The sequence below is a fragment of the Mycoplasmopsis glycophila genome, assembly GCF_900660605.1.
Lineage (GTDB): Bacteria > Bacillota_I > Bacilli_A > Mycoplasmatales > Metamycoplasmataceae > Mycoplasmopsis > Mycoplasmopsis glycophila.
The window spans coordinates 708967-735123 of sequence record NZ_LR215024.1 but is presented as its reverse complement, the minus strand read 5'-3'; the positions used below and the strand labels follow the sequence as shown (position 1 = coordinate 735123).

Below are 26157 nucleotides of genomic sequence, written 5' to 3'. Positions count from 1 at the left end.
AAAACAACAACACAAGCAGCTTATTGCTTGTTTTCTATTCTTTATTTAAATTATTAATTTATAATCAATTTAATAATTAGGAGAAACATAATATGTACAATAAGAAAGAATTAGAACGTAGTGAACTACAAAAAACAATTTGAAATATAGCAGATAAATTAAGAGGAAGCGTTGACGGATGAGACTTTAAGAACTATGTTTTGGGCGGAATGTTTTATCGTTTTTTATCTGAAAAAATTACTTATAAAATCAATGAATCAGCAAGAGAAGATGATCCAAATTTTGATTATGCATTATATCAAGGAGAGATTGATAAAGAAACAATTGACGGCATAACAAACGATTTAGGTTTCTTTATTAACCCTAAAGATCTTTTTGTCAATGTTTCAAAAAATGCAGAAAATAACGAAAATCTTAACGAAACTCTTGAAAGAATTTTCCGTTCAATTGAAGATTCAGCTAAAGGAAAAGCAAGTGAGGAAGACTTTAAAGGTTTATTTCAAGACTTTGACGTAAATAACAACAAATTAGGTGATATAGTAGTTAAAAGAAACAAAACCTTAACTTCACTTTTAAAAGGTATCGAAAGTATGAATCTTGGTAATTTACAAGATAATACTATTGATCTATTTGGTGATGCTTATGAGTATCTAATGGGTATGTATGCTTCAAATGCAGGTAAAAGTGGTGGTGAATATTTTACTCCGCAAGAAGTAAGTAAATTACTTGTTAAATTAGCTATTGGAGACAAAACTAAAATTAAGAAAATCTACGATATGTGTGCTGGATCAGGTTCATTACTTTTACAAGCAGTTAAACTTTTAGGTGCTGAAAATATCAAAAACGGAATTTATGGTCAAGAAAAAAACGTCACAACATATAACCTTTGCCGGATCAATATGTTTTTACACGACATTCCATTTGATAAATTTAGAATGTACTGTGATGATACTTTAATTCATCCAAGAGGTGAAGAATATGGTCCTTTTGACATTGTTGTTTCTAATCCTCCGTATTCAATTGGTTGAAATGAAAATGATGATAAAACATTAATCAATGATCCTCGTTACCAAGGTCCTGGTGTGCTTGCTCCTAAATCAAAAGCGGATTGAGCTTTTGTTTTACATGCTCTTTATAATTTATCTGAAGACGGAACTGCTGCGATTGTCTGCTTCCCTGGTATTATGTACCGTGGAGGTGCTGAACAAAAAATCCGTAAATATTTAGTTGAAAACAACTATGTTGAAGCTGTTATTAAGCTTCCTGACAACTTATTTTTTGGAACAAGCATCGAAACATGTATTTTGGTGTTAAAGAAAAATAGATTTGATTCAAGTGTTAAATTTATCGATGCATCAAGCTTCTTTGTCAAAATAACAAAGAAAAACAAATTAACAGACCAAAATATTGAAGATATTTTACAAATTTACAACGATAAAAAAGACGTTCTTAACTATTGTAAAGTTGCTACAAGACAAGAAATTGAAGATAACGATTACAATCTTTCTGTTAATTCTTACGTGGAAAAAGAAGATACAAGAGAAGTTATTGATATCAAAAAACTTAATGCGGAACTTAAAGAAATTGTTGCTCGTCAAGCTGTTTTACGTGATGAAATTGATAAAATTATTGCTGAACTTGAAGGTGAAGAATAATGAAGTTATTTGAAGATTTAATGGAAAAAGAGCTAGCTTCTAACAATTCTAAAGTTATTAAAAAGAAATTGTATGAAGTGACTATTTGAGACAAAACATTCGCAGGTTTATCTAAAGAGAAACAAATAAAAAATAATGTTAAATATGAATATTTATTTGCTAAAGATATCGAAAATTTAAAAGATGAAAACGGCGATATAAAAATTCTTACAACATTTCCATCTAACTTTTTTACTTCTTCTGAAAAATATAAAAACCAAATTTATGATCAAGAGATAGTGGCAATTCCTGGTGGTTCTTCAACTATGCATATTCAATATTTCAAAGGGAAATTCATAACAAGTGATAATAGAATTTGCCAATCATTTGACACTAATGTTTTAAATACAAAATTTATTTATTATTTTTTTCACTCAATAAAAGATTTTCTTTTTAGTTTCTATAGAGGAAGCGGCATTCAACACCCATATATGCCTGGTATTTTAAATCTAGAAATCCCTATTCCACCTCTTGAAATTCAAAACAAAATAGTTGAAATTCTTGACAAATTTACCGAGTATTCAGCGGAGCTGAAGGCGGAGCTGAAGGCGGAGCTGAAGGCGAGGGACGAGCAATATAAATTTTATAGAGACAAATTGTTGTCAAACAACAATTTGTCCAATGATGCAAGCATCAGTGGAATAAAATCAAATATAGCAAAAGTAAAGGATTACATTGATTATATTCAACCAACAAAATTTATTGTAAAAAGTGATAAATACAGTCCTGAATTTAAAACTCCCGTTTTAACTGCTAATCAAAAATTCATTTTAGGATATACAGATGAAAAACAAAATATTTTTCATTCAAGCAAAGAAAATCCTGTAATAATTTTCGACGATTTTACAACAGATTTAAAATTAGTAGATTTTGATTTTAAGATTAAATCTTCCGCTATAAAGATATTGACACCTAAAAACAGTAATATTAATATTAAATACTTTTATTATTGATTAAATTTCATCCACAATACAGAAGAATCATCAAAAGAACACAAAAGACATTGAATATCTGTATTTGCAGAAAAATTATTTACATTACCTGCTCTTTCAGTTCAAAACAAAATAGTTAAAGTTCTTGATAACTTTGAAGCCATCTGTAAAGACTTAAATATCGGTCTTCCAGCAGAAGAAACAAAAAGACAACAACAATATGAATACTACCGTGATGCTATCTTTAAATATCTAGAAACAGGTAAATTAGAAACTAACTCTGCCAAAGAGAGAGAGAGAGAGAGAGAGAGAGACCACGGAATAGTTAAGGTGCTCCAATTTATCTTTGAAAAAATCATTATTGATGTTCCTTTAGATTTTATTGCTAATATCAAAAGAGGAAGAGTTATTAGTAAAGAAGAAATTCAAAGAAATTTAGGTTTATTTCCTGTTTATTCTTCTCAAACAGAAAATAACGGAGAGCTAGGTAAAATAAGCACTTATGATTTTGACGGTGAATTTATAACTTGAACAACAGACGGTGCTAAAGCAGGAACTGTTTTTCACAGAAAAGGCAAATTTAGTATCACTAATATTTGCGGTTTAATAGATGTTTGTGTTGACTTTGCCTCTATCAAATATTTATATTACCTTTTAACTATAAATATGAACAAATATGTTAAAAGGGAAACTTCCAACGCTAAATTAATGAGTAATGTTGTTTCTAAAATTAAAATTTCTCTTCCGCCACTAAAAACACAAAACAAAATAGTCGAAATTCTTGACAGCTTTGAGAGTCTTTGTCAAGACTTAAGTATCGGTCTTCCGGCAGAAGAGACTAAAAGACAGCAACAATACGAATATTATAGAGACAAGATTTTTGATTATTTAGAAAAGCTAGCTAAAGATTAAAAAAAAGTTAAACAAAAAAAAGTACAAGCAAAAAGTTTGTACTTTTTTGATCTTAATTTTGAAGTCTAATTAGAGCAACAGGCCCTAAAACTTCGTTTAAAGCGAATTTTTCATATTCGTTGACAAGTTCTTGATTAATTTCAGTAGGGTTGAAGAATTTGTTAATTAAATCTAGTTCATCTTGATATCCAAATTCTTGCTGTAAATTAGAGTTTAATTTAGTGTTTTTTGCAAAACGTAACATTAAAATCTGATTACTAAAATAAATTTGATTATTTACAATCAAGAATTTAAAAACAACATTTCCGCGAGCAACAAATCAAACTTTAGCGCCATTTATTTCGTTACTGTCATATACACGATCATTTGTGATATTTAGTTGTAACAATTTAAAGCTTTGTGTGTCAACTTTGTAATGTTTGTGAGCATGATTGCTAGAATTATTGTTTGAATTATTGCTGCTTAATCCTAATTGTTCCTTAAATGTGTCGCTAAATGAATATGCATTATTTTCAGGGAAAATGTAGAATTCTTTGGGTTGTAAGTTAATTTTATTTAAATTATCAAGAATGATTTGGGTAGCATTTTTTAATAATCTTTCGTAATCAGCGCTATGAATAGCGTTTTTCTTACCAAGCTCTTTTTCTAATTCACTAAAAGTTAAATTAGTTTGGGGAATGTATCAAGCTTCCTGTTTTTTGTCTAAAAGCGTTTTTACAAAAATGTTTTGTGAATTGTTGTTTGCAACTGCATTACACGAGCTTGAAATAGCTAGTGGAGCAATTAAGGATGAACTAAAAGCGAATGCTTTTCATAAATTAATTTGTTTCTTCATTTTGGTTAGATATATCAATTACGGTATAACGTAATTCTGTCCCTCCGTATTTGTCGATAAACAATACTTGTTTTGTGTCGTTTCCGTATTCGTCGAAACCAACAAAACTTTGTGTATCCATTATATATTTTTTTAGATCAAAATCATTTGTTTTATTTTTACTAAAAAGGAGCTTTGGATAAGTAAAAATATACATAAAGACTTCTACGCTAGGTTCTTGTGTCACAGTTTCACCTGGAATCTCGTTGTAATTTTCATCATATTTAGGTTGTGGCTGATAAATTTCAAGGTTGATATTTAAAATAAAGCCATCTTCAGTTAAGATAAAAATTTTCTTAATATTCGAATAGTCATTATTATCATACTCTTGCACTACAAAGTCAAGAAAGTGATTACTTTTTGGTTTATAAAAACTACCATAAAGCAATATGTTTTCTGATGATTCTTTGATTTTCTTGATACTTTCTACATCATTTCCTTCAGCATTTTGATCTTGCATAAAGACTAAATCTTGGTAATGAAAAAGTAAAAAGAGTCAGTTTTTATTAAAAAGTTCTTCAATTACTTCATCAGATTTTTCGAATGTGTCTGCGACTGTTTTTTTGAATCAAAAGTTTCCACTAAATGAACGTTGGGAATTTAATGAACGGGTAATTGGATTAGCATATCTTAAAGCACCTTTTGCAATATTTAGATAGTTACTATCTAAAAGATTAATTTGTGAATTAATATAATCTGTTTTTGCTTCTTCGTCCTTGTAAATATTATTTAAAATAGTTTGGACTAAATTAGTTTGTACAAAAAGATTAAACTCATCTTTTTGAGAGTTAGCAGTAATTTGACTTTTAGCTGTAAGCACTTTTTCGGTATTTTGACAAGATATAACAGCACCAAGTGAAAGTAAACTAGGAATTAAACCAAATGATAATATTTTTCTTATTTTCATTAATTCTCCTTTGTTTTGATTACTGGTATCACAAAAACAGGTTCACCATAGCGTTGTTTTTCAACCATATCTTCCTTAAATTGTTTGTATGCTTCTTTATATTGGTGAATAAAAGCAAAGTGATAAATTGATGAGATTAAATTAGCTGAAATTTCAGGAGTTTTTAAATTTTCAAAATATCAAATTCAATTATCAATTTTCAGAAATGGTTCTTTATTATTTGTCCCTTGAATTTCGATTCTAAATATCATTTTATCTTTATTGAGGTAATAAATATTAGTGTTATTGAGTTCATTTGTTTCGGTTCCGAGAACAATTGAACTTAAAAATTCATCAGATGGAGAAAATGTTTTAGAAGCAGGTAAAGTAGCGAATTTTTCTAAATAAGCATCAGTTAAAACTTCTTTATCTTCCGCATATTTTTGTGGATTGGTTTCTTTGATATTTTCAACTGAACTAGCTAGATATTCACCAACATACCTTACAAATTCAAATTTAAAAAGTTCTAAATGAGTTAAGAAGAAATATCAGTTCTCACTCATGAGTGTTTCAAAACTAGTAGCATAATTAATCAAGCTATTTTGAAATTCTTTTAACTTTTGATTAATTTCTTGAATTCTGTTTTTTGAGGCGATTATTTCATTTTCATATTGGAAGGGTAAGAATTCATATTCTTTTAATTTTTCTTTGATTTGTTTAATTTCTTCTTTTAAGGATGCTTTTTCTAAAAACATTGTTTGATATTTTTTGTATAGATTTTGAAATGATGTTTCTACTTGCGTGCTGTTTTGACTTTTTAAGAATCTTTCTTTTGCGACTTTATTATTTTTATAAACTTGATTTAAAAGTAAATTTAAAATTTCTTTAGTTTTATTTTCTTCATTTGTTGGTTTATTTTCGATTACATCTAAATTATGGTCAATAAAAGTTTCGTACTTTTTAGGAGATTCATATTTTGCACATGAAAACGAAAAAGAAATGGTACTAATGCTCAAAGTTGTAAACAAGATTTTCTTTCATTTATTTTTCATTTAAGTAACCTCATGTATATTTTGTAATCTCGATATTTTGATTTTGCTTTAATTCTTCAATTGTTCGTTTAAATAGTTCAGCATAATTCTTTTTAGTATAGACATCAAAAATAACTTTATCATTGTTATTTTTAAGATATTCATCACTATCAAATGAGCTTTCATTTTCGTTTTCGCTTGCATTTAGTTCTTTATAATACTGAATGTTTTCTGCGTCTCTTTTTTCTCTTTGTTTGTTAAAAATTGAGACAAACTCCGTAAATGTTTCACTTTCTTGCTCATTGTTTTTAAGTTCAAGTAACTCCGGAAAAAGGAAATAATTTAATTTTTGTTCGCTTTCGAATTCTAAAAGCGGAATAAATAAATTAGCGTCAAATTTGAGAAATTTAAGCTTTTTATTTGTGTAAATATCAAATTTATCATTAGTAAGCTCAAATTCAAAGCTATCTAATATTTGAGGGTTTTTGATCTCTTTTAGCACCTCTCCATTAGCAATTTTGGTTTTAATTGTCTCTTTTTGAGCTTCGTTGTTTTCAAATGGATAGTAATTATAATCTGCTCCGTAAGGGTTATATACAAAAACTAATTTATCAATGTTATTTAAAGCTCAAAATCATTTTTGATGTAATATTTCGCGAATATTTTTAATTGATTGAAAAGTTTGTTTTGATTTTGAATAACCAGAATTATCATAAACATCAACATCTCATAAAGGAGCAAAAATAAGTGAGTTTAAAACTTCTGGAAAAAGTAATTTATTTGTTTGTGATTCAAGAGTATAAAATGAATTAATTTCAGCTTGATTATTTTGGAAAAACTTACTTACAAGTTCTTTTAGATGAGGATCGATTTTTTCTTGAAAAGTTTTTTGATGCTGAATTTTAATCTCTTTAGAGCTAGCGTTTTGACAAGCTACAAGCGAAAAGGAAGTAAAAGCTAAAAAGGGAACCAAACTAATTTTTAATAACTTTTTCATAAAAAATGTTTTCAAGACTTTCTTGTTTTTTACCTGTGTAGACAATCTTGCCTTTGTGAATTAAAGTTAATGAGTCTACATACTTATCAATTTCACTGAGTACATGTGAAGAAATAAAAATTGTTGTCCCTTTTTCGTTAAGCTCTTTTAACAATTTGAATAAATTATATCTAGCAGTCGGGTCTAAATTAGCAGCTGGCTCATCAAGTACAATTATTTCTGGTTCGAACATTAAAGCTTGAATCAATAAGATTTTTTTCTTTTGACCTGATGAGAAATTAAATGGCTTTAAGTTTTTTAGATCTTCAATTTCAAAAGATTTTAGAAAATAATCAATTTTAGCATCAATTTCTTTTTTAGTTAAATTATTAAGTAGTGCAAGAGAGTATAAATAGTTATAAACTGTAATATCTTTTGGAAAATTAGCGTTTTCAGGCACATAACCTAAAAACTTCTTACTTTCTGGTAGTTTGTTTGAAATATTGTTAATTAAAATTGAACCTTCAAAATTTTGATATGCTCCTACAATGCTTTTAATTGTTGTTGTTTTACCAGCTCCGTTTTCACCTATAAAAGCATGAAATTCACCTTTTTGAATTTCAAAATTCAAATCGAAAATACCTGTTTTAACTTTTTTATTTGAAGTGTAAATTTTACTTAAATTTTGAATTTTTAAAATTGTGTTCATTATTTATAGTCCTTTTTTGTGTGTTTATAAGCATTTAAAACAAGTAAACCAGCAACAAGCAATGTTCAAATGATTGAGTAACCAAGTTTTGATACGATTTGATTTGTTCTTTGTAGTTCGTAAACTTCTTTAGTTTTTTGGAAAAGATAATTATCGCTTTGGTGAAGGTTATAACGAATAATAATTTTATCTTCACCATCAATATTTTTGACTTCTTGTACCGGAATATATGATGAGTATCCACCAATTAAATATTGATGATTATTGATCTGGAAGCTAAATTGTTGTGGAGCGTAACCATTTTGTTGGTTGTCATTTAATAAAATACTTTCCATTAAAATTGAATTGTTTTGAGCAAAGTATAGGTAGTAAATTAGAGCTGTTGCTAAATAAATTTTCTTTTCTGTGTCTGTTTTAATTATTTTGTTTTCAATTGAGTTAGGATTAAAGACATTTGTCATATAGCTTGTATATCTATTTAAAAATGAATCGTTATTTTCTAACTCTTCACTAATTTTTTGAATAATTAAATTTTTGATATCAAGATTTGCTTCTGTGCTTTGATTTAAACTTTTTTCAATCTTGTCAAAAAATTCTTTTGCATATTTTTTAAATTCACTATCTTCTAAAACTTCTTTAATGTAAATTCATTTGATTTGCCCAACTAAATTGTCGCTTGCAGCAAAAACAAATTTATCTTCTGGAAATTCTATATTGAAGTTGTTTGCGTTTTCTCTTGCATAAATTAAATTAGTATTGTAAATATTGTCTCTTGATGTTTCATTTTTAAGAGCACCAGGAATTAAAAAGAATGCTTCGTTTTCACTCTCGTTTGTAAAGTTATAAAGCTTGAGGTTAGCTGTTTGATTTAATTTATATTTATAAATATATGAATCAAGTTTGTTGTAATATAAAACATTTTCAAGATTATTTTTGTTTAAGTTCTGATCAAAAATATTTTGATTTTCAATATTGAAAATATCTAAAAATTGATACGGAATTGCAAGTCAAGAATAAATTGCAACCTCATTATTGTTAGATGCATTATAAGCTGCTTCTAAAAATTGTTTTTGTTTCTCGCTTAAATTTTCATTTTTGTAACCATTAGGCACAATAAAGAAGTTATCTTGTTTTTCATTTAAATAAAATTGTTCAGTGTTTGAAATGCGACCAGATAAATTATCTTGATATTTTAAATTCAAGTAGTATCCAAAATTATTGGCTGTACTTGTTGAATAATTATTCAAGATAACTCCTCCAATCATAAGAGGTGCAGTTACAATAAATGGCAATGTCATTGCTATTTTAGTATTTAAACGGTAGGCCATAAGTGATGCAATCGAACCAAAAAAGTTAAATACAATAGCAAAACTGAAAAAACTAATTAAAAGATAGAAAATGATGATATTGTAATATCCAATTGCAATTGCTAAAAATAAGTTATTTAGCATTAAAACGAGTCCAAAAACAAGACTAAATAACACACAAAAAATAGTTTTTGCAATATAAATGTTTTTCCGACTCAGTGGTTTACTTAATGTTAATATTTCTAATCCCTCTTCTTCTAATTCTTTAAAAATATTAACGTAAATTAAAGAACTATAGAAGATGGTAAATAAAATTTGCACAAATGCCATGATAAAAATAACCATATTTTTATTCATGTTAATTTGTAATACAGCTAAAACAATGTCCACTATTATGTTTAAAGCTATAAATAGAATTAAAAGTATTCATGTAATTTTTTTAGAAAAAACTACTACTTTTAAAAAGTTAAGATAATTTAAAATTTGTTTATACATTTTTCCCTTTCTAAATATTATTGTGTAGTAATATTATAATCTAAATATTACTATTTAGTAATATAATAATTAAAAAATATTTTCATTGTTATTTTTCCATATCTTTACCATAAAAATAGCTCAAATCTGCATAAAGCTTTTCAAGATTTTTTTAAAAGAATTAGAATATAAACAAATAGTTATAAAATAACTATTTTAGATTTAAACAAAAAATACTTTATTAAACGGAGAATTAAAATGAGCAAAAAAAATAAGTTTTTCTTTTTATTAGGTGCAGTAATGACTGGTTTAACACCTTTATTATCAATTTCAGCAGGTTGTGAACCAAAAACAACAAAAACTCCTGATAAAGGTGATTCAAATTCAAGTTCAACACAAGGCGGAAGCACTTCAACAAATAATCAAGGTTCTTCAAATTCTGGTTCAACACAAGGTGGAAGCAGTTCTTCAAACAACCAAGGTGGAACAAATACAGGTTCAAATGAAAACACACCAAGCACTCCTAGCAATGAAACTTTAGCAAGCCAAATTTCAAATGCTGCAGTTGCTGCTTTTGTTAGAGAACATGGAGCATACAATCTTTTTAGAGTTTCAGAAAGTACAGATTGAGCAAAAATGATTGAACACTTAAATAATCCGGATGAAAGATATGGTTTACAATTCTGATATTATCCACAAGGAAAAGTTTTTGGAGCTAGAGTGCAAGGAACAACAGACCTTAAAGATGGGGTTGTTTTTGAAAGTGTAAGTGATTTATTTACTAATGTATCTCCAGCTGTTACAGATTCAAAATATCACACAACAAAATCTGGTTATCCTAATACAAACCTTAAAGCTACATACGATCCATCTACAGGTCTTGTTACAATTAAATATTATTTAGTTGAAATTGGTTCAGACGGAAAAGCAGTTTCACAAACAGAAAAATTCGGACCTTATACATCAACATTTACAGTTCCTAGCAATAGCTTAGATTCTTCTTCTAATAATAATGAAAATAGTTCTTCAAATTCAAATAATAATCCAAACGCATCTGTAGATGTTTATAATCCTACTATTGCAGGAAATTTAGTTTATCAGCCATCAGATTACTACAGCTCGCTAGAAGGTAAAAGCGGAGCTGAATTAATGAGTGCTTTAGTTCAATTGCAATCATCAAAACATGAACAAGGTGACTATACTGCTTTAAAAACTTTTTATACAGACACTAATGCATTTAAAGATTTATATTTCGAAAATGATGGCACACTTTTAGATATTTATAGTGAAAATCCAAACGGTCAAGACCCTTATACATATGCTACTTATGTAGGCGGTAATGCAGGAAAAACTGAAGGTTTAGGAACCAACAGAGAGCATTTAATTCCGCAAGCTTGATTTAATAAAGTGGATAAAATGAGAAATGACCCATTTCATGTTTGACCTACTGACATTAAAGTTAATGGTTGAAGAGATAATGACCCACACGATAATGTAACAAAAGTTACATTAACAACCAAAAACGGTTCAAAACAAGGAAATAACTCTGATGTAAGTTTTAGAGTTTTTGAACCAGTTGATGCATTTAAAGGGGATATTGCAAGAGCATACTTATACTTTGCTTTCACATATGCTAATGAGGAGAAGTACAAGCTAAATGGAGCAGAAGTTTTCCAAAGCCAAGCACCATATCTTAAAAATCACTTTTTAGATACATATTTAGCATGAAATGCAATTGATCCTGTTTCTAAATGAGATATTGATAGAAATAACTTAACATCTGAATTTACTATGACTAAAAGACGTAATCCATTTATTGATTACCCTAATTTAGCAGAGAATTTATTTAACGGTGTTCCTTTTGTGAATAAAGGTATTTTAGTTGATATCCAATAATAAAACAAAAAATCAGAAAACTTATTTATTTTCTGATTTTTATTTTTGATTTTGAGGAAATTAAATTTAAACAACTTGTAATTTAATGAATTTTGTTTGTGGTTGTTCTTCGGTAGTTTCGCTAATTGAAAGCATTCTTTCGATTTCGTATCCTATTTTTGCATAATCAACGAAAATTTTAGCTTTATAGTTGTTAATATTATCATAAATAGAAGTATATCCTATATCTGTTAATCTTAAGCCTCTTGTTCCGACAACAGCTAAAGAAATGAAGGCTTCATGTGTTGAACACACAATGTTCGAAAACCCTTGTTTTTTTGTATATTTGTCAAAGTCAATAATATCTTTTTGGTGTTTTCTTAAAGGAATTACGTACTCTTCATACTCGATGTTTAATTCTTGACAAGCTTTTTCAAATCCTTTGAAACGATCCTGTCTTTGTCCTAAAGTTAATTTTTCATCTGAAAGGAATAACATTTTTTGATTATCTTTGACTAATTTTTCGTGGAACTTATATGTTAATTGATAAAAAGCGTTTGTTTCATCTGGTTTAATTCAGTTAAGACCATTAACTTGGTGACCATAAATTATAAATGAAACATCTTCTACTGTTTTTAAGAAGTCAAAAAGTTGTTTATCGTATTTAGGGATAAAAATAACAATTGAAGTAGGTCTTCATGAAAGCATATATCTTACTGTTGCGATATATTCTTCTGTAGTAATACCTGTATAAGTTGTATTAACTCTCTTGTTATTTTTTTTAGCCGAGATAATGATACCATTAACAATTTGTGTATATGCTGTTTCACCTCAAATAGGCATAATAACAAAAATTGAACGGTCTTTACCACGAATCAATCTAGCCCCATGATTAGGGTAGTATTGATATTGTTTAACAACAGAATCAATTTTGTCCTTTGTCTTTTTTGAAACATAACCATTGTTATAATATCTACTAATTGTAGAAATTGAAACACCAGCTAATTCTGATATGTCTTTATAAGATATTTGTTTTTTCATAGTTATAATTATAATTCAAAATATGTGAAACATTTTCATATTTTTTAAAAATATGAATTTTTATTTTAAATCATTCCTTTCGTTTTGTTTTGCTTTTTCCAACTAATTTAATATAAAAAACAAACTAAAAGGAAAATGGATATATTTCTACACCTTCTCTATAGTTTGTTTTGTTTGAATTTAAGGTTGAACGTCTAAATCGGCTTTACCAGCTTTTTTTCATTTTTCTAAAAGTTCGCCTCATTGTTCTTCATTTTCACACAATAAATATTCAACTTGATCTTGATCTTTTTGTAAATCAAAAAGAGGCGATTCTTTGGTGTTTGTGTATTTTTGATATCAATTTCTTACGGTTTCAATATCGTCTTTTACTTCACTTTCATTGATAGTATATTTATAAGTTCGCATATTTCTTTGGTTTAAATTAACTAGCGCAGGCTCTTTGTAATCTTCTTCTTGTAAAAATAAAGCAACAATAACATATCTTTTATTTCCATTTAAGTATGAATACAATTGACTTTGTTTACGATATGATAAATCAACTTCACCTGCATCTCATTTTGGTAATTTTTTAAGTCCTGCTGTTTTGATTTCCAAGATCACACCTTCGCTATGTAAATTACTTCACTGCTTTTCTAGCTCAATTAACTTACTTTCAAGTTCACTATTATGATTTTGTGCTAGTTCATTTTTAAGTGTATTGATTTGTTTTTCGACTTCAAGTTCTTTGAGAGAGCACATATAACCATCAGGAACCCCACCAAAAATAGGGTCTTTCCCCTTGAAATAATCATATTCATATTCTTCTGCAACATAATTTAAAATTGTTAATTTGTCTTTGTTTGGTTGTATTTCGCGTAATTTATCAAAAATAAGCGGCTCTAGAATAACCCCTGCTCTTACATATTTTTGTGTTAAAACCGGTAATTTTAATCTTGTGATGTGACAAAAAGCATTAAATTCAGATTTGAATGCTTCGTTTTTAAGTAAAATATCACCAATTGAGCTACCACCTATTTTTTTGTATTTTGTCCATTGATTATTTGAGTTTAATTGTGCGAATAATTCATCACTTAAAATTATTTTATTGCTTTGAAGGTCAACAAAATAATCTTTCTTGTTATAAAACTTTCTTTTAGCCATTTTTATTTTAAAAAGTTTCTAATGATAACGTTTGCCATGATTTCAACATTTGAAAAGTTAGGTGATCATTCACGGTTAATTAATACATCCATTGGTACAATATGGTCAAAACAAATATTAACTAATTTATCAAAACTTGTTTCTGTTGAGTTGTCATCAACACCCGGTACAAATTTTTCGGCATCCATAAACTTTTCGATTCTAATTGAGATTACTCTTACTTCATCTCCTGGTTTTACTTTGGCCTCAAGATTTTTCTTGTTACCTTTAAAAAAGTCTAATTCATTAGGAAAACGTAAATCATCAATTAAAAATAAGCTATTTTTATTGTTTTTTGATGAATCTTCAACAATATCAACAATTTTATCAAACACTTTTGAACACCAAACATTATTGTCGATATTTCTACCTACTTCACCCATAGCGATTCATAATGGTCTTACCACTTCTTTGTCAACACCATTTCAGTTAATTGCCTTTAAAATAGGTTCAGTGATTGCTTTGATTGGCTGTGCAAATGAAAGGATGTTAACGTTATTGTCAAACTCCTTTGCACATTTTTCTTTCAATTTATTACTAAGAAGTCCTTTACCACTTCTTCTTTTACCATTTATTAATATAATAACGTGTTTATTTTTTTTCATAATATAAAAACTCCTTAATAATTTTGATTGCTTTAATTATTATAGATTAAAGATAAAGCAACTAGGAAATTAATCTTGTTTTTTTCAAGAAAACAAGGAATATTTTCTTACAAAACAGGGCACTTTGAATTAATGAAAATGGATAATGTAAATTTTTTTAAAATAAAAAATGAATTTTTAGTAGCTAATTAAGCTGTTTTTGTTGTTTTTTATTTTAAAACCTAAAATATAGCAACTTATATGGAAATATTTTTCATGTTTTTATGATACTTTTTCCATAAGGTAAAATTTACACTCTTTAATATATTAAAATTATTCTCGGTTAGCTTGCTAACTATGCTATTTTATCTGTCTTTTAAAAATTTAAAGAGACATTTAGCTATTTTTATAACACATTTTTATTATTTCTTATCATTTGATTTTGACTAAAATGAAAGGATTAAACTATATATATAAAATATAATCTTGTTTTATTGAAATTACAAGGTTAGGAAAGGAAAAAATGCTTACTTTATTCAAAGGTAAAACTGCATCAACAAAGCAGAAATCAAAGAATAACAGTGGATCATCAAAAGCTAGAAAAATACTTTCTAAAATTAGTGGTGCATTCATGTTACCTATTTCTGTGATGGCGATTGCTGGATTCTTCCTTGGTGTTGGTGCTGCAATTGCTAATGCAGGATCAAGCAATAACATTGAAGGGCTTAAAGTTTTCGGTGAATTTATTAAAGCGTTAGGTGACCCTATTTTTGGTGCCTTACCTTTATTGTTTGCTGCCGCTTTTGTTATTGCCTTCACAGATGAAGCTGGTGTTGGGGTTTTTGCTGCAATTATCGGTTACTTTGTTTTTAATGCTATTCAAAGTGTTTTCATCTGAGACTACATGGTAGAAGAAACTAAAAATGTTTCAGGAACACTTGTTGGAAGTGGAACTGAAGCAACAGTTGAAGTTAAAGAAAAAACACTTAAAGGATATACAATTCTTTTTGCAGCTGGAGGGAGAAGTCCTGAAACTCTTAAAGCTTTAGTTGGATATACTTTAGGAACTAAATCATTACAAACATCAGTATTTGGTGGATTAACTGTTGGACTTGTTGTTCAATACTTATACAATAGATTCCACCAAATTCAATTACCACAAGTTATTTCATTCTTTGGTGGTAAACGTTTTGTTGCTATTGTTACAATCCCTTCAATGATTGCTTTAGCATTCGCATACTTATTATTATGACCATGAATCGGAGTTGCTTTAAATAAATTCGGAAATGCACTCGGAAAAGTTCCTTACGGAATTGAATCATTTATTTTCGGATACGTAGAAAGATCTCTTGTTCCATTTGGTCTTCACCACGTATTCTATGCACCTCTTTGATATTCTAATGCTGGTGGTGATCTTTCTGATGCATTAGCTAGATGACAAGAAAATAATCCAGGAGTTGTTCCAGGAGACGGACTTATTGAACTTATTGCAGCAGTTGCTAAAGAACCTACAAAATTTGTTGGTGATTCAACTGCTTCAAATACTTTATTAGGTCAAGCAAATACTGTTTCATGAACACTTAATGGTGAATCTCACACACTTCCTTTATTTGACTTTGTGTCAAATCAATTAGGATTTAAAATCGGAAGATTTTTAGATGGTAAATTCTCATTCATGATCTTCGGATTACCTGCAGCTGGAGTTGCTATGATTTTAGCTGCTCCAAAAGAAAATAGAAAAGTTGCTATTGGTACTGTTGTTCCTTCGATTGTTACAACAATTGTTACAGGGGTTACAGAACCAATTGAATTCACATTCTTATTCTTATCACCTGTTTTATTCTGAGGATTCCATGCATTCTTCTGTGCTCTATCATTCATGTTGGCAAACCTTTTAGGTGTTCACATTCCAATGACATTCTCAGGTGGTATGTTAGACTTACTTATCTACTGAATTATTCCGGTTGCTAAAGGGACACACTTCTGATGAACATTAGTAGTTGGATTAGGATACATTCCAATTTACTTCTTTGGATTCTTATTCTTCATCAAACGTTATAATTTAGCTACACCAGGAAGAGGTGGAAATACAAAATTATTTACAAAAGCTGATTATTTAGCAAATAAAAAAGGTAAGAGAGAAGATTTAGGTGAAGTAGATCCTAAAGCATTAGAAATTGTTTTAGCTTTTGGTGGACTTGACAACATTACTACATTTAACAATTGTGCTTCAAGATTAAGATATGACATTAAAGATCCTGCTTTAGTATCTGAAGATAGATTAAAAGCAGCTGGTGCTGCTGGAGTTAAATGAGAAGGTTCAAACCATGTTCAAGCTATTTTTGGACCTGCTGCTGATCAAATTAACTCAAAAATTAAAGCACAAAGAGAACTTATTAGAGATTATTTAGCGAAAAATCCAGAATTTAACAACAATGATGTAGTAGAAAGCGTTAAAAAAGCAAACGAAAAAGAACACGACAATCAGTTAATTGATGGTGTTGTAATTCAAACAGTTGCTCGTGGAGAAATTCTTACATTAGATCGTGTAAATGACGGTGTATTCTCTACAAAAGCTATGGGAGATGGTTTTGCTGTTAAATTTGATGCAGAAACTGTAGGTAATGTTTACTCACCAGTTGATGGAGAAGTTAAACTTGTATTCCCTACAAAACACGCTTATGGAATTACAACAAAAGAAGGTGTTGAATTATTAATTCACATCGGAATCGATACTGTTGCATTAAACGGTGAAGGTTTTGAATCATTTGTTAATGTTGGAGACCACGTTAAAGCAGGACAACAAATTGCAAAAGTTGATTTAGAATTTCTTAAAGAAAAAGGAATTCAATCAGATGCAATCTGTGTTGTGCTTGAAAGTGGAACACACAAAGATTTCTCATTCACAAATGATAAAATGGTTGCCGATTCAACAACAACTGTTGTTGGTGAAGTTAAATAATTTTAACTAAATAAAAAAACCAGTTTGAAAAAGCTGGTTTTTATTTTGCTCAAAAAGGAGATTTAAACTTTTTAAGTTCTTTTTTGGTTTAATTTTCTTATTTTTTTTATCTATTTAATGGTTAAAAGATCTTAGATGAAATTTTAACCTAGAAGGAGGTAAAAAAAATCACAATAATCAAAACCAAAAAGGAGAATATGAACAATTTAACATTATTCTTAATTTTTCTAATAATATTACTAATTTTAAGAATTAATAAATAGATTTGTTTGTTTTTCCTCTTTCTAAACTAAAAAACACCTTCTGCGAAAAGGTGTTTTCTTTTTTTAAAGTGGCATAATAATCACAATAATTGATAATATTATACAACTTTTGTGCGTATATTTATTAAAATATTCAAATTTTCATAATTATTAAACAAAGTGCCTCCCTTGATTTTAGGCAAAAATTCAATAATTTTGAATAAAATTTTAAAAAAATATAGTTTTTTTGCTCGATTTTTTTATCTATTTAATGGTATGAGATTTGGAGTAAATAAAATTTGTATCAGTATATTAGGTTTTTGTTTTGTTCTTTTAAGTGTTATTTTTGGTGCTATCAAATTTAAGGAAAACAGGTTTTTAGTAGGACAAAGTATTGTTCGTCAAAAATATATAGTTACAAAAGTAATTGATGGCGATACTTTTGAAATAAATAATAGTAAAGTTGTTAGACTTTTTGGGATTGATTGTCCTGAAGTTTATAAAACTTATAAAGATGAAAAACTAGCAGAATATGAAAATTATTTTGGACAAAAAGCGACAAACTATGTGAAGAAGTATTTAGCTAAACATAATTTTGGAGTGTATTTAGATGTAATTAGTAAAGATAAATATAACCGCGATGTTTGTGTTGCTTATGTTAATAAAGAGGCTAAAATCGCTCGTAGTTTAAATTTAGAACTCATTAAAAATGGATTAGCTATACCTGCGTATTTGGATGTTCATAAGAAAAAAAGTCCGTATTATCAAAAAGGGTCATTTGCGCTTGAGTATTATAAATTATCATTAGAATCTTATGAGAATGCTAAAATGACTAAAATTGGTTTGAATAGTTATAAGTTAACTCAAGTTTTTCATAAAAAAAGACGAAACTAAAATAAATAGTTTCATCTCATTTTTAGAATTTATTTTCTGGTAGATATACATATCCATCAATACTTGAAACATCAGAAATAGAAACGAATGCTTCGGGATCAATTTTGTGCACTGCTTTTAAAATCCTTACAACATGTCTAAATAGCGAAATTGAAGTTACAACATTAACTTCATTACCTTTAAATCCACCACGAGCTTTAAAGATAGTAATTCCGGTCACAATTTTTGAATCTGCATTAATAGAGTCACGAATTTCATTTCATTTTTCTGAAAAGATTTCAACACGCACAAGTTTAAACTTAGGATAAAGTTTATTTAAAGTAAGAATATAAACAACGTTTGTTAAAATTGTTGCAATAAAGTTAGGAGATAAATAAAGTGAGAATTTTCAAGCATTATCAGTAATTTCTTTGATTGTTTTATATTGTTTTAAAACAATATTAAATTCTTCTGCTTTATTAAGATTTTCCATAATAGAGCTAATTTTAATTACCGCAGATGAATCGTTTATTTCTGAAAGACGATAAACTAATCAATTCGAGATAACAAAGCCAGCTTCTGACTCTGGTTCTATTTTACTGATTATTGTTTGTAGATTATTTTTAGCGCTTTCTACTGTAGATTTGTCTAAACTGAGTAGGTTTTCGAATTTAAATGAATGAATTTGATCTGCAACATTGCTGTTTTCAACTAAATTTTTCATTTCTGAAAGGTTTGTTTTGTATGCTTCTTGTAGCAATAATGAACCAGGAAGTCATGAACCAACGGCAACAGAAATAAAGACAATTATAATATTCATGTATCCTGAAATTGAACCAAATGATTTTTGTTTTTCATTTGCATATCATTCCCCAATTACCCCAGTAACACCTGCTGTTCCACCAATAATTTGAATAATTGCAAAAATTCAAGCAAGTAAATAACCGTAGACTATTGCGTAAATCATTAAGGCAATAATATTACCACCATCATTTCATAAAAGTGGTATAACACCACTTAAAGCTTTTTTGAAACCAGGTAAAACATCTTTGATTTGACTATTTTGAAAGTTTCCAATTAAGTAAGCTTGGTTAGCACCAGGAATTAATCCGATTGAGAAAGAAACAAGTGAAGAAACAGCTAAAAATAAAACTGTTAAATTAGTAAAAAGCTTTCCGATTCTTTTGTAACCAAAAATAAAAATCGGAATACTGAGAATTATATAAAGAATTCAGAAAACAAACTGGTCAATTAAATTCCGAACAGTTTCAGTTACTGTTCCTTCTTTAAGAAGTGTGATTAAAATTCTAGCAGCAGCTTGACCAAAGGCAGCTAAACCAAAATTATAAATACCAACATTTTTAACGAAGAAAACACTTATTACACCAAAGAAAATAGCAGTAATTACTGTTATCAAAGTTATTTTTCAAATTGGCATATAAGAATAAAGAGAACTTAACTTAAGACCGAAGTTGGACATTTTGGTTCTCTTGTAGATTGTGTGCTTTTTAGTGATGCGATTAGTAACATCTAACTCAATTAAAGCTTCTTCAATGTCTTCTTTGAATGTTTTTTTATTATTTTTATTTCAGAAATTAAACATTGAATTTTTCCTTTCTTTTACAAAAAAAGTAATTTATAAAAAAATAATAAAGCAGCCATAAAATGACTGTCTTCATTAATAATTATTATATACTCTTATGTAATTTATGTAAGCACAAAGATCATTTAAATTGGATTAGATGAAATTTTTTCATATAAATTAATTGAAAAGAAAAACCATTTTTTTCAAAATGGCTCATTTTATTAATCTTTTTTAGGTTTTGCTATTAAGAAATTAATGTTTTTTCCTTGTTCTGATCATTTCGTTTCATAACCAGTTTTAATGTTTGTATCGTTATATTTACTTTGGTGCAAATCTCTTGTGTGATCCAAAATTTCTCAATTGTTTTCATTTAATGATTCAAGTGAAAAATCAAATAGTTTATCATTATCTGTTTTAAAATATAATTTACCTTCACTTGACAAAATTGTTTTATATAAATCTAAAAAAGTTTTATATGTTAATCTTCTTTTGGTATGCGCTTTTTTAGGTCATGGATCACTAAATGTGAGTCAAATAGTATCTATTTTACCAACAAAAAGTTCAGGGATCTTAATTGCATCTTCGGTTAATATAAACAAGTTGTGAATGTTTAATTTTTGTATTTTTGTTAGTATTTTTTTAGCTACTGTTGGATATTTTTCAAGTGCATAATAAGTAATATCAGGATTTTGTAGCGCTAATTGTGTTATCATTTCACCTTTACCGGCACCAATTTCTAACACATTATTTTCTTTTAAGTGCACAGGAAAAGTCTTTAAATAAAATTCTGATTTATTAAGTTCTTCCTGTGCTGTTTTATCATGTCTTAATCTCATGTTTTTATTATATATAAGAAAAACTTTTTTAATAATTTTATCTTACAAAAAGAACAAAAAAAGCAAACACAAGGATTGCTTTTGAAATTTTTATAAATCGATGTTTTTAACGTATTTAGCGTTTTTTTCGATGAATTCTTTTCTAGGTTCGACAAGCTCACCCATTAAAGTTGTGAAAACTAAATCTGCTTTATATGCATCTTCGATTTGAACTTGAAGCATTTTTCTTCTTTCTGGATCCATTGTTGTTTCTCAAAGTTGTTCTGGATCCATTTCTCCAAGCCCTTTGTAACGTTGAATATTAATTTTTAAGTTTGGATTTAACTTGCTCATTATTTCATCTTTTTGTTGATCGTTATATGCATATTCAACTGTTTTATTTTGTGAAATTTTATAAAGTGGAGGTTGAGCGATATAAACAAATCCATATTCAATTAAAGGTTTAAAATATCTATAGAAAAATGTTAAAAGTAAAGTACGAATGTGCGCTCCATCCACGTCAGCGTCAGTCATAATTACAATTTTGTGATACCTTAATTTATTGATGTTAAATGTATCTCCAAGCCCTGTTCCTAGTGCTGTAATTAATGAACCGATTTCTTCGTTTTCAAAAACTTTTTCTTGTCTTGCTTTTTCAACATTAATAACTTTTCCACGAAGTGGCAAGATGGCTTGTGTTTTACGATCACGTCCCATTTTTGCACTACCACCAGCAGAGTTCCCTTCGACAATATAAAGTTCACTAATTTCTGCATTTCTTGAAGTACAATCACTTAATTTACCTGGAAGTCCACCATTGTCAAAAGCACTTTTTCTTCTTGCGCTATCACGAGCTGCATTTGAAGCTAAACGACCTTTACGTGCTATTGTTGCGATATTAATAATTTTTTTCGCAAGTTCAGGATTTTCATTTAGTACTCTTTCGAAAACTTCTGAATAAACTTTATTTACTGCCATTCTAGCATCTTTAGAACCAAGTTTACCTTTTGTTTGACCTTCAAATTGAGGTTGCGGATGTTTAATCGAAATAACAGCGGTTAATCCTTCTGTTAAATCTTCACGAGAAAATTTTTCTGCATCAGTTTTAATGTAACCTTTTTCAATTGCATAATTATTAATTAAACGCATTAAAGAATCATAAAAACCAGAAACGTGAGTTCCACCTTCATGTGTTGCAATATTGTTTGTGTAAGAAATAATATTACTACGGTAAAAGTCGTTTAAATATTGTGAAGCTACTTCAACACCAATTGTGATTGTCCCATCACCATTTTTATTAGGTACTTCATATTCACCTTCAGCATAAATAATATCTTTATTAATTGGATTATACCCTTCGTTTAATTCTTTAACGTAGTCAATAATTCCATTATCATATTTAAATTCTTGAAATGTGTTGTCTCTTTCGTCTGTAACACTAACGTAGAGTCCTCTATTTAAGTGAGCGATTTGTTTTGCGTGGTCAATAATAAGTTCTTTATCAAAAAGTCCTTTATCCATAACTTTAAAATCAGGGTGAAACTCAATTGTTGTACCTGTCACTCCAGGAGCAACAGAACCTACAATTTCAGTTGATTTTACTGTTTTACCACCATTAGCAAATTCTGCATAATAAATATTTCCGTCTCTTTTAACTCAAGCTTTTAGTCAGTCACTTAAAGCATTAACAACACTAGCACCAACACCGTGTAATCCACCACTTACTTTATAAGCGTTTGATTCGAATTTCCCACCAGCATTTAGTTTTGTTAAAACAACTTCTAATGCACTGATTCCGAATTTTGGATGAGGTCCAACCGGAATACCGCGTCCATCATCTTCTACTCTAATACTTTCTTCTCTTGTGATTGTGATGTTAATGTTTTTAGCAAAGCCAGCCATAGCTTCATCGACTGAGTTATCTACAATTTCTCAAACAAGATGGTGTAAACCAGCTTTAGCTGTAGTCCCGATATACATACCAGGTCTTAAACGAACGTGCTCTAACCCTTCTAAAAACTTAATATTGCTAGCATCATAAGATTGTTTTTTTACTTCGCTCATTTTGACTCCTTTTTGAAATAAAATTAAATATATTTATATATTTAATTTAAATTATAGCACTTTTGCTTTTCTTTTAGCAAAATTACTTTCGGTAAAAAACTTGACATTTTTTTTATTTAATATATAATATATTTACATTTATGGCGATTGTGGTGAAGTGGCTAACACAGCGGGTTGTGGTCCCGTCATTCGCGGGTTCGAATCCCGTCAATCGCCCCATTTCAGAAATGACCTAGTAGATATCACTTGATATCTACTTTTTTTAATTTTTAGAGCAATAAAAAAACTTATTCTTTTGAATAAGTCAATTTTTGGTTTGAAAGTTTGGCGGGGGTTAAAGGAATCGAACCCTTATCATTGGTTTTGGAGACCACTATATTGCCATTATACTAAACCCCCAAAAAAGATGGTTATTTACCAAATTTGAAATGACAAATGTCACCATCTTGCATTATATAATTTTTTCCTTCTGAACGTAATTTTCCAGCATTTTTTGCACCTTGCTCACCTTGAAATTCGATAAAGTCAGCAAAAGAAATTACATCAGCTTTAATAAATTTCTTTTCAAAATCAGTATGAATTACACCAGCACATCTTGGTGCAGCTCAACCTTTGTGAAATACTCATGCACGGGCTTCTATTTTACCTGCTGTAAAATAAGTTTGTAAGTTTAATAAATCAAAAGCTTCTCTTGTTAAAACATCAAGTCCGCTAATTTCAATTCCATACATTGCTAGTAATTCTTGTTTTTCTTCTTCCTCTTCAATTTCGATTAATTCGCTTTCTAATTGCACACAAATAGGAATGATTTTTTCATAGTCTTTAAGTGAATTTTTTAATGCTATAAAGAGCGGATCATTTTGGTAATTTGCAAATTGATCGTTACTTAAATTTGCTACATAAATAATAGGTTTAAAAGTTAATAAATGATATCCTTTGATGATTTTTTGTTCGTTTTCGTCTAAATCAAGTTCTCTAGCAGGAATATTTTGTTCAAGTGCTTCTTTAACTTTTAAAGCTGTATTTTGCTCTAAAATACCTTCTTTATCTCCTGATTTAGCTTTTTTCGCAACACGATTTAAAACATTATTGATAGTTTCTAAATCAGCAAGTAAAAGTTCATAATTGATAACTTCTTTGTCCCTAACAGGGTCAACACTATTTGCAACGTGCATGATATTTTTATTTTCAAAACATCTTACAACATGAATAATTGCGTCCACCTCACGAATATTTGCTAAAAATTTATTTCCAAGTCCTTCACCTTTTGAAGCTCCTTGTACCAATCCAGCAATATCGACAAAATCAAATGTTGCATAAACTATTTTATCTGGATTAATAATTTTGGCAATTTGTTGTAATCTTTTATCAAGAAGTGGAACAGATGAAATGTTAGGTTCAATAGTTGTGAAAGCATAATTTGATGCTTCCACTTTTTTCTTTGTAATAGCACTAAAAAGTGTACTTTTTCCAACGTTTGGTAATCCTACAATTCCTGCTTTTAAAGCCATATTTCTCCTTAAGGTTTTTTATTTATTACTTTTTAAATAGTATTTTTTAATTATATTAGATTTTTAAATTCTTGTTACACTATACTTTAAAAAAGTAAAAAAAACAGCAATTCATGCTGCTTTTAAAATGAATTATTTTTCAAGTTTAATTTTAACACTTGGTCCCATTGATGCTGAAACTGTTAAGTTAAGAATGTATGTTCCTTTAACAGCTGCAGGTTTTAATCTTTTAATTAATGTGATAAGTGTTTTAGCATTTTCAACTAAAGCTTCAGTTGACATGCTTGATTTTCCGATAAGAGAGTGTACAATACCAGCTTTATCTGTACGGTAGTTTGCTTTACCTTTTTTAAGTTCTTCAACAGCTTTTTCTGGAGTAGGAGTAACTGTACCTGTTTTAGGGTTTGGCATTAAACCTTTAGGTCCAAGTTTTTTTCCGTATTTTCCAAGTAAAGGCATCATTGTAGGATCAGCAACCATAACATCAAAATCAAAGTCATCTTCTTTGATTTTTTGTTCAACTGCTTGTCCATCTAATACCATATCTGCACCAGCTTCTTTAGCTAATTTAGCTTTTTCAGGGTTGTTTGTAGCAACTAATACTCTAACTGTTTTTCCTGTTCCGTTTGGCAGTAAAACAGCACCACGTAATTGTTGGTCAGCTTTTCTAACATCAAGGTTAAGGTTGAAAGCTAAATCGATTGAAGCGTCAAATTTAGCGTAAGAAGTTTTTTTAGCAAGTTCAATAGCTTCCGCAAGTTCGTAAGCTACTGTTCTATCAAAAGAAGCTCTAGCTTCTCTTAAATTTTTAGAAAGTTTTCTAGCCATTATTATTCTTCTCCTTCTTCTCTTGATTTTTCTTCATCTCTAATTGTTGTAACTTCAATAGCTTGACCTTTTGTTTCTTTTAAGTTTTCTAAATCTTCTGCAAGAGCAGCTTCTTTAGCTTTAGCAGCTTTAGCAGCTTTAGCAGCAGCTTTAGCAGCAGCTTTAGCTTTGAAAATATCGTCGTATCCTTCTACTAAAACTCCCATTTGTTTAGCTGTACCAGCGATTGTTGCCATAGCAGCATCTACATCATCTGTATTTAAGTCAGGTAATTTGTATTCTGCAATTTCTCTGAGTTGATCTTTTGAAATTGTAGCTACAACAGTTGTTTTAGCATTTGAAGCACCTGATTTGATTTTTGCAGCTTGTTTGATTTTGAATGAAGCAGGAGCTGTGAATAATTTAAATTCGAATGTTTTGTCTTTGTAAACTGTAATTTGTACTGGAACTGGTTCGTTTCCTCTATCTCTTGTTGCGTCATTAAAAGCTCTAGTGAATTCAGGCATGTTAACACCAACACCAGCAAGAGCTGGCCCTGGTTTAGCTTGCCCGGCAATGAACTCTAATTTAGCAATTCTTTGAATTTCTTTTTTTGCCATTTTAAATGTATCCTTTCGATATTGTGGTCTAACGATATTTTCCTAGAAATATCTCCCACGTGGCAATAGTTTTATATTGCTTTTTAATTATAAAAAATTTTTTTGTAAAAACAAATAAATAAAATATGTTTTTTTGATTAGAAAAGCATCTCTTTTTTGTGCTATTTTAGTCTTAATTAAAATTAAAAAAACACCTAATTT

General features: G+C 28.9%; 20 protein-coding genes and 2 tRNA genes. 6 read left to right on the top strand and 16 right to left on the bottom strand.

Annotation, left to right across the window (positions count from 1 at the left end):
• Positions 1-92: 92 nt before the first annotated feature.
• The gene (locus tag EXC46_RS02870) at positions 93-1655 is read left to right on the top strand and encodes a type I restriction-modification system subunit M (protein ID WP_027333449.1); all 1563 of its coding nucleotides are present in this window, start codon (positions 93-95) and stop codon (positions 1653-1655) included.
• Positions 1655-3538, top strand: a complete 1884-nt coding sequence (locus tag EXC46_RS02865) for a restriction endonuclease subunit S (protein WP_129622179.1) — start codon at positions 1655-1657, stop codon at positions 3536-3538. The genes EXC46_RS02870 and EXC46_RS02865 overlap by 1 nt, the downstream gene beginning before the upstream one ends.
• 52 nt (positions 3539-3590) lie before the next feature.
• On the opposite strand, the gene EXC46_RS02860 is transcribed toward EXC46_RS02865, so the two are convergent.
• The 6 genes from EXC46_RS02860 to EXC46_RS02835 are packed head-to-tail and all read right to left on the bottom strand — an operon-like array spanning position 3591 to position 9816.
• Positions 3591-4373, bottom strand: a complete 783-nt coding sequence (locus EXC46_RS02860) for a hypothetical protein (RefSeq protein ID WP_027333609.1) — start codon at positions 4371-4373, stop codon at positions 3591-3593.
• Positions 4357-5319, bottom strand: coding sequence for an aromatic motif membrane protein (locus tag EXC46_RS02855; protein WP_027333608.1), 963 nt, complete (start codon positions 5317-5319; stop codon positions 4357-4359). Before EXC46_RS02855 ends, EXC46_RS02860 begins: the two co-directional genes overlap by 17 nt.
• Positions 5319-6350, bottom strand: coding sequence for an aromatic motif membrane protein (locus EXC46_RS02850; RefSeq protein ID WP_027333607.1), 1032 nt, complete (start codon positions 6348-6350; stop codon positions 5319-5321). Before EXC46_RS02850 ends, EXC46_RS02855 begins: the two co-directional genes overlap by 1 nt.
• Positions 6340-7326, bottom strand: a complete 987-nt coding sequence (locus EXC46_RS02845; protein WP_129622178.1) for an aromatic motif membrane protein — start codon at positions 7324-7326, stop codon at positions 6340-6342. Before EXC46_RS02845 ends, EXC46_RS02850 begins: the two co-directional genes overlap by 11 nt.
• Entirely contained in the window at positions 7304-8014 is a 711-nt protein-coding gene (locus EXC46_RS02840; protein WP_027333605.1) for an ABC transporter ATP-binding protein, read from the bottom strand. The genes EXC46_RS02845 and EXC46_RS02840 overlap by 23 nt, the downstream gene beginning before the upstream one ends.
• Positions 8014-9816, bottom strand: coding sequence for an ABC transporter permease (locus EXC46_RS02835; RefSeq protein WP_044888885.1), 1803 nt, complete (start codon positions 9814-9816; stop codon positions 8014-8016). The genes EXC46_RS02840 and EXC46_RS02835 overlap by 1 nt, the downstream gene beginning before the upstream one ends.
• A 237-nt stretch (positions 9817-10053) precedes the next feature.
• On the opposite strand from EXC46_RS02835, the gene EXC46_RS02830 reads away from it, so the two are divergent.
• The gene (locus tag EXC46_RS02830) at positions 10054-11691 is read left to right on the top strand and encodes an endonuclease (protein WP_052353012.1); all 1638 of its coding nucleotides are present in this window, start codon (positions 10054-10056) and stop codon (positions 11689-11691) included.
• 66 nt (positions 11692-11757) lie between these two features.
• On the opposite strand, the gene EXC46_RS02825 is transcribed toward EXC46_RS02830, so the two are convergent.
• From EXC46_RS02825 to EXC46_RS02815, 3 genes are all read right to left on the bottom strand, one after another.
• Positions 11758-12711: a LacI family DNA-binding transcriptional regulator gene (locus EXC46_RS02825; RefSeq protein ID WP_044888891.1), complete on the bottom strand. Its 954-nt coding sequence runs from the start codon at positions 12709-12711 to the stop codon at positions 11758-11760.
• A gap of 180 nt (positions 12712-12891) precedes the next feature.
• A complete protein-coding gene (locus EXC46_RS02820) occupies positions 12892-13854 on the bottom strand; it encodes an MAGa7180 family putative nuclease (RefSeq protein ID WP_027333602.1) in 963 nt (320 codons plus the stop codon).
• A 2-nt stretch (positions 13855-13856) separates the two neighbouring features.
• A complete protein-coding gene (locus EXC46_RS02815; protein WP_027333601.1) occupies positions 13857-14498 on the bottom strand; it encodes a hypothetical protein in 642 nt (213 codons plus the stop codon).
• Between the two features lie 502 nt (positions 14499-15000).
• On the opposite strand from EXC46_RS02815, the gene EXC46_RS02810 reads away from it, so the two are divergent.
• Together EXC46_RS02810 and EXC46_RS02805 are read left to right on the top strand one after the other, a co-directional pair.
• Positions 15001-17439, top strand: coding sequence for a PTS transporter subunit IIABC (locus tag EXC46_RS02810; protein ID WP_129622177.1), 2439 nt, complete (start codon positions 15001-15003; stop codon positions 17437-17439).
• 458 nt (positions 17440-17897) lie between these two features.
• Positions 17898-18575, top strand: a complete 678-nt coding sequence (locus EXC46_RS02805) for a thermonuclease family protein (RefSeq protein ID WP_129622176.1) — start codon at positions 17898-17900, stop codon at positions 18573-18575.
• Positions 18576-18597: 22 nt separating this feature from the next.
• Here EXC46_RS02805 and EXC46_RS03790 read toward each other — a convergent pair whose 3' ends face one another.
• The 3 genes from EXC46_RS03790 to EXC46_RS02790 all read right to left on the bottom strand — a co-directional run bounded on the left by EXC46_RS03790 (position 18598) and on the right by EXC46_RS02790 (position 23018).
• The gene (locus tag EXC46_RS03790) at positions 18598-20157 is read right to left on the bottom strand and encodes a YitT family protein (RefSeq protein ID WP_044888884.1); all 1560 of its coding nucleotides are present in this window, start codon (positions 20155-20157) and stop codon (positions 18598-18600) included.
• A gap of 203 nt (positions 20158-20360) precedes the next feature.
• Positions 20361-20975 carry a tRNA (guanosine(46)-N7)-methyltransferase TrmB gene (gene trmB, locus EXC46_RS02795; RefSeq protein WP_027333598.1) on the bottom strand — a complete coding sequence of 205 codons (615 nt, stop codon included), beginning with the start codon at positions 20973-20975 and terminating at the stop codon, positions 20361-20363.
• Between the two features lie 90 nt (positions 20976-21065).
• Positions 21066-23018: a DNA topoisomerase subunit B gene (locus EXC46_RS02790; protein ID WP_027333597.1), complete on the bottom strand. Its 1953-nt coding sequence runs from the start codon at positions 23016-23018 to the stop codon at positions 21066-21068.
• Positions 23019-23161: 143 nt separating this feature from the next.
• Here EXC46_RS02790 and EXC46_RS02785 point away from each other — a divergent pair.
• A tRNA-His gene (locus tag EXC46_RS02785) sits at positions 23162-23237 on the top strand.
• A gap of 106 nt (positions 23238-23343) precedes the next feature.
• On the opposite strand, the gene EXC46_RS02780 is transcribed toward EXC46_RS02785, so the two are convergent.
• The 4 genes from EXC46_RS02780 to rplK form a co-directional block, all read right to left on the bottom strand.
• Positions 23344-23417 (bottom strand) — tRNA-Trp (locus tag EXC46_RS02780).
• An 11-nt stretch (positions 23418-23428) separates the two neighbouring features.
• Positions 23429-24529 (bottom strand): redox-regulated ATPase YchF, encoded by a 1101-nt coding sequence (ychF, locus tag EXC46_RS02775; RefSeq protein ID WP_027333596.1) that lies wholly within the window; start codon positions 24527-24529, stop codon positions 23429-23431.
• Between the two features lie 132 nt (positions 24530-24661).
• A complete protein-coding gene (gene rplA, locus EXC46_RS02770; protein ID WP_027333595.1) occupies positions 24662-25357 on the bottom strand; it encodes a 50S ribosomal protein L1 in 696 nt (231 codons plus the stop codon).
• Between the two features lie 2 nt (positions 25358-25359).
• Entirely contained in the window at positions 25360-25956 is a 597-nt protein-coding gene (gene rplK / locus EXC46_RS02765) for a 50S ribosomal protein L11 (protein WP_027333594.1), read from the bottom strand.
• Between the last annotated feature and the right edge of the window lie 201 nt (positions 25957-26157).